At 52.5% G+C, this 4,201-nt stretch carries 4 protein-coding genes; 2 read left to right on the top strand and 2 right to left on the bottom strand.

What is annotated here, in order from left to right; translation table 11 throughout:
• Together VIN76_RS09225 and lepB are read right to left on the bottom strand one after the other, a co-directional pair.
• Positions 1-298: ribonuclease III family protein (locus VIN76_RS09225; RefSeq protein ID WP_332041554.1), on the bottom strand; the 298-nt coding region annotated here is incomplete at its 3' end.
• Complete coding sequence (gene lepB / locus VIN76_RS09230) at positions 291-1,097, bottom strand: signal peptidase I (protein ID WP_332041555.1); 807 nt, start codon at positions 1,095-1,097, stop codon at positions 291-293. The genes lepB and VIN76_RS09225, both read right to left, overlap by 8 nt.
• A 156-nt stretch (positions 1,098-1,253) precedes the next feature.
• Between lepB and pgi the strand changes: the two genes are divergently transcribed.
• Together pgi and gor are read left to right on the top strand one after the other, a co-directional pair.
• Positions 1,254-2,747: a glucose-6-phosphate isomerase gene (pgi, locus tag VIN76_RS09235; protein ID WP_332041556.1), complete on the top strand. Its 1,494-nt coding sequence runs from the start codon at positions 1,254-1,256 to the stop codon at positions 2,745-2,747.
• 21 nt (positions 2,748-2,768) lie between these two features.
• Positions 2,769-4,127 (top strand): glutathione-disulfide reductase, encoded by a 1,359-nt coding sequence (gene gor, locus VIN76_RS09240; RefSeq protein ID WP_332041557.1) that lies wholly within the window; start codon positions 2,769-2,771, stop codon positions 4,125-4,127.
• The last annotated feature ends 74 nt before the right edge of the window (positions 4,128-4,201 follow it).

Here is a 4,201-nt window from a genome sequence, read left to right on the forward strand (position 1 = left end):
GCTTGCCAAGCCGCAAATGGTCGGAAATGCCAATGTCACGCGCTATTTCGGCGCATATTTTTCCTGATACCAGGCCGTTTAGCCGTTGGGACAGCTTGCCCTCCGGTTCATCGGGGAACTGTTCATAGAGCCGCGCCGCAATCGTAAAGCCGAGGACGCGATCGCCCAGGAATTCAAGCCGCTGATAATCCCCGCCGCCAAAGCTGCCATGCGTGAAGGCACGAACATAAAGCGACTGGTCGCCGGGTTCTTTCCCGATAATATCTGTCAGCCAGGCGATGAATGTCGTCTTATTCAAAACCATCTCCAATGCGGTTCCAGCGGGCGGCGGTGAACCATGTCCACGGTTTAATCCACTCCGCCGATCCGTCGGTCGAGAAAACAGAAACGAGCGCGCGTCCAACAAGATAATCCTGCGGGACCATGCCGATTGCCTTGCCAGCCTCTGCCGGGAAACGGCTGTCCGCGCTGCGGTCGCGATTATCGCCCATCATGAACATATGCCCGTCAGGAACGACGAAACTTTCGGTATTGTCGCCTGCGGAATCGCCAATTACGTCCAGTATCCGGTAGCTTTTACCGTTCGGCAGTGTTTCTTCAAACTGGGGATAGCGGCAAATCCGTTCGCCTTCTTCGTTCGTCGTTTCAAAATATTGTGCAAAACACTGGCTGTTGGGCGAAACGAGATGGGTGTAATCCTCGACTTTCTTGCGCTGCAACGGAGTACCGTTGAGGAAAACCGCTCCGTTCGTGACCTTTATTATGTCACCGGGTAGGCCGATTACGCGCTTGATATAGTCATCGTTCGCATTTGGCGGCGCTTTGAACACAACCACGTCACCGCGCTCCGGTTCGTTTGCCAATATCCTGCCGGGGATGAGCGGAATACTGAGCGGCATGCTATACTGGGAATAGCCATAAGGCCATTTCGCGACGAGCAGATAATCCCCGACCATCAGGCGTGGCTGCATGGATTCAGACGGAATGTTGAACGGAGACACGATGAAGCTACGCAAAATAATGACGAATAACGCCAGTTTTACGAGGAATATCATGAAATCGGCAGTTTCGGACCGCGGTGCAGTTTTCTTCTTCATCGCGCCCCTTTGCTTATATTGATGCGTGCGGTCAAGTGACAGTATTTATCGGCGATTTCCGATGATTCGACCTTGTTCGCCAGATAGACGCAAGATAGAGCTATGATCTGAATATCGCGCGTATAGAGCATTATATAGAACAGGAAAGAATCTGATTTGGATCACTGGAATGCGATAGAAACCCACCCTGCAACGCCGCTAAAGGCGTTATTTGATACCAATTCTGACCGGGTGGAACAGCTAAGTTTTGAGCATGCCGGTATATATTTTGATTTTTCAAAGACGCACATGGATAGCGATCTGTTGGAAAAATTCGCGCATTTGGCGCAAGCCAAGGATCTGGCCGGGCAAATTGAAAAGCTGACCCATGGCGACATAATCAATCCCAGCGAAGGCCGCGCTGCGGAACATACCGCAGAGCGGGGTATTGGCGCAGAGATGAGCGTCCACCATGCCCGCTTGCTGCGGAACCGGATGCAGGGTTTGATTCTGGCCATTGATGAAGGTTTGCTGGGCGAGATTGAATATATCATCCATCTGGGAATTGGCGGTTCGGCACTGGGGCCAGAGCTATTGCTGGAAGCGCTGAAACTCGGTGACGAAAAATATGAAACGGCCGTCATCTCGAATATCGATGGCTGCGCGTTGGAACCCGTGCTGGAACGATTTGATGCTCATAAAACACTGATCGTCCTGGCGTCCAAAAGCTTTACCACTGCGGAAACATTTCTCAACGCAGCTTCGGTCCTGAACTGGATGAGGGAGCAGGGGGTTTCCGATCCTTTTGGCAAGGTCGTGGCATTGACGGCCAATCCTGAAAAGGCTGTAATATGGGGCGTTGACGAAAGCCGCATCCTTCCTTTTGCAGATACTATCGGCGGGCGTTATTCGCTGTGGTCATCCATCGGTTTTAGCGCCGCGCTGACGCTGGGCATGGATGTTTTTGATGATCTGCTGGCCGGGGCGGCCGAAATGGACCGGCATTTCCAGAGCGCGCCATTGCTTGAAAATATTCCGGCCATAGCGGCTTTTTGCGACCAATATTATTGTCAGGCCCGTGGGTGCGAAACACGCGCGGTTTTTGCCTATGATGAACGGCTGCGCCTGTTGCCGGTCTATTTGCAGCAACTGGAAATGGAAAGTAACGGAAAGTCGGTCACATCAGACGGCAAGCCGCTCGACCGGCATAGCAGCCCGATCATATGGGGCGGGGTAGGGACCGATGCCCAGCACGCTGTGTTTCAGCTCCTCCACCAGGGAACCCATCTGGTTCCGGTTGAATTTCTCGCCGTTATCGAGCCGGGGCACTCGCTGGCCGAGGAACATCACCGCAGCTTGTTGTTAAATTGCTTTGCACAGGCCTCTGCCCTGATGACTGGTCAGGCATCCGATGACGGTAATCGAAATTATCCGGGAGACAAACCGTCTGTCACGATATTATTAGATGATCTTGACGGACGAAAACTGGGCGCACTTATCGCTTTTTATGAACACCGGACCTTCGTCAACGCGATGCTTTTGGGCATTAATCCGTTCGATCAGTTTGGTGTGGAATTGGGTAAAGAGACGGCCAATGCGCTTTTGGCGGGTGAAGGAAACAAAATGGACCCGTCGACCGAAATATTAAAGAACCGGGCATTTCCTGCCTGAGTGATCGAGGAATGAAATAAAATGTCTGAATATGATTATGACCTGTTTGTCATTGGCGCAGGATCGGGCGGCGTAAGAGCCGCAAGGGTATCGGCTTCCTATGGAGCCAAAGTGGCTGTTGCCGAAGAATATCGTGTCGGCGGAACCTGTGTTATCCGCGGCTGCGTTCCCAAAAAGATGCTGGTTTACGGCTCCCATTTTTCCGAAGAGCTGGAAGATGGCAAGAATTTTGGCTGGACCTGGGAAAATGCCAAGTTTGACTGGATCAAACTACGCGACCATATCCTGTCAGACGTTGACCGGCTGAACAATGCCTATACGGAAACGCTGAACAATCACGAAGTCGAAATCATCCTGGAACGCGCCGAGATTGTTGGCCCGCACGAAATCAAGCTGGCAAGCGGCAAGACTGTTACCGCGAAATATATACTCATTGCGGTCGGAGCGTGGCCAGTTGTGCCCGAATTCCCCGGCAGCGAGCATATGATGACTTCCAACGAGATGTTCCATCTGGAAAAACTGCCTGAGACAATAATTATCTCCGGCGGCGGATATATCGCCAACGAGTTTGCCGGGATATTCAACGGCCTGGGTAGCAAAGTCACCCTCGTCAATCGTTCTGATGTCATCTTGCGCGGCTATGACGAAAGCCTGCGCGACCGATTGATCCAGATTTCCACGCTCAAAGGCATAAACTTCAAATTTAACTGCAACTTTGAAAAAATCGAAAAGCGCGAAGATGGCGCTTTTGACGTCTATATGGGCGGCCCCCATATAGATAGCGCGCCTGTCCGCGCAGATGTTGTTCTTGTCGCCACGGGACGCCGCCCGAAAACCGATGGGCTGGGACTTGAGAATGTTGGCGTTGAAATGGATGACAAAGGCGCGATCAAGGTGGACGAATATAGCCGCACCAACGTCGACAGCATATACGCTGTCGGTGATGTGACGGACCGGGTGCAATTGACGCCGGTTGCTATTCGTGAGGGGCAGGCCTTTGCCGAAACCGTGTTCAACGATACGCCCAAGACCGTTGATTATAACTGTATTCCGTCGGCTGTTTTTTCCCAGCCCCCCATCGCATCGGTTGGCTTGACCGAGAGCGAAGCCCGGATGAAATATGGTAATATCAAGATTTATTCCTCGGATTTCCGCGCGATGCGTAACGTTTTCGCAGACCGTGCGGAGCGCAGCCTCTATAAAATGATCGTGGAAGCGACGAGCGGAAAAATCCTGGGGCTTCACATGATTGGCCCCGATGCACCCGAAATCCTTCAAGCCGCTGCGGTTGCGGTGAAAGCCGGATTAACCAAGCAGGACTTTGACGATACCGTTGCCTTGCACCCCAGCATGGCGGAGGAACTGGTACTGTTGAAATAAGACGGTAGGGCAGCTTCGCGCTACCCCCGTCATCCTCGCGCAGGCGGGGATCCAGCTTTTCTTCTGAGAGGTTT

Source organism: Parasphingorhabdus sp., from assembly GCF_036568145.1.
GTDB lineage: Bacteria > Pseudomonadota > Alphaproteobacteria > Sphingomonadales > Sphingomonadaceae > Parasphingorhabdus.

Excerpts from the sequence above, each read along its gene's own strand:
- lepB (WP_332041555.1), bottom strand. The coding sequence starts at position 1,097 with ATGAAGAAGAAAACTGCACCGCGGTCCGAAACTGCCGATTTCATGATA.
- gor (WP_332041557.1), top strand. The coding sequence starts at position 2,769 with ATGTCTGAATATGATTATGACCTGTTTGTCATTGGCGCAGGATCGGGC.